Source organism: bacterium endosymbiont of Bathymodiolus sp. 5 South (assembly GCF_900128535.1).
Lineage (GTDB): Bacteria > Pseudomonadota > Gammaproteobacteria > PS1 > Pseudothioglobaceae > Thiodubiliella.
In genome coordinates, this window is the sequence record NZ_FQTR01000340.1 from 1 (window position 1) to 1,166 (window position 1,166).

Consider the following 1,166-nt stretch of genomic DNA (forward strand, 5'->3'; position numbering starts at 1 on the left):
AAGTCGATTGTCTGGTGGTAGTTTCAAAAGCGGATTCTTAGGCTCAGCTGTCAGTTATGGCGCAAGTTGGTCAGGTGCATATGAGGCGGCAGGCGTTAGTAGCCAAGCCAACACATGGGCACAAAGAGCACAAAATGTTATCGCTTCTTATGTGGTCGGCGGGGTTGCCGCTGAGTTGGGTGGCGGTAAGTTTGCTAATGGTGGCATGAGTGCGGCGTTTAGTAGGATGTTTAATGATCTATCAGACTACAATAAACAACTTTCAACATTTGAGAATTATATTATGGGAAATGCTAATGATGCTGATATGAATGCTGCTTATGGCAAGCAATTTGAAAGAGTAGCAAAAAATACCTTAACGACTTCTGCTGAATTTTCTGCAACAATAGCCTTTGCTTTTGTTGGCGGGGTTGCTATCAGTGGTGCTAAATTAGTACTACCTACACTTAGAAGTGTTTATTATGGATATGCACATCATATGCAAAAGGTTTTGGATTTTATTGAGGGTGTAGCAATACCTGGTGTCCCACCTGCTAGTGGAGCAGGAACAGCTGGTTATGTGTTTTCTAGAGAAGTATATGATCCAGTTGAGCATTCAAAATGATAGGATTTTTGAAAAGAAACTGGTTTCCCTTTTTATGGGTAGTTGGTTCAATTTATTCATTTAATGGTTATGGAGCATACGGTTGGAATTTAATTGGAATTCAAAAATATATTGTTGGATCAATGGAGTTATTTGTAGCTATTTGGATATTTTGGATATTGAATAAAAAAATAGCAATCAAGAAGATAAAAAAATATAAAGGCAATAATAAAAGATAAGAGATATTGGGGACGCTACCCTTTTTTAATTGGTATTTTATTTATCCTAGGATTAAATATTTATGCAGCAGGCTTCTTAATCAAGTATAGTTGGAAGTAAGGGTGATTTAAAATAAGGATTATCAAGTGCATTAACAGCAGGATTTAATGCTAGGATATTGCACCAATGAAAGCGGGTTTTAATAAACTTATAGCCCATGGTCTAACTGGTGGTGTACGAAGTCGATTATCTGGCGGTAGTTTCAAAAGCGGATTTTTAGGCTCCGCTGTCAGTTATGGCGCCAGCTGGTCAGGTGCATATGAGGCGGCAGGTGTTAGTAGCCAAGCCAACACATGGGCACAAT

At 38.8% G+C, this 1,166-nt stretch carries 2 protein-coding genes; both read left to right on the plus strand.

Annotated elements, in window-relative coordinates; translation table 11 throughout:
* Window positions 1-604, plus strand: a 604-nt coding sequence (locus tag BBROOKSOX_RS11330) for a hypothetical protein (RefSeq protein WP_180324037.1), incomplete at its 5' end; no start/stop codon positions are given.
* On the plus strand, window positions 601-822 hold the full coding sequence (locus BBROOKSOX_RS11335; protein WP_139661956.1) for a hypothetical protein: 222 nt from the start codon (window positions 601-603) through the stop codon (window positions 820-822). The genes BBROOKSOX_RS11330 and BBROOKSOX_RS11335, both read left to right, overlap by 4 nt.
* Window positions 823-1,166: the final 344 nt, after the last annotated feature.

Excerpts from the sequence above, each read along its gene's own strand:
- BBROOKSOX_RS11335 (WP_139661956.1), top strand. The coding sequence starts at position 601 with ATGATAGGATTTTTGAAAAGAAACTGGTTTCCCTTTTTATGGGTAGTT.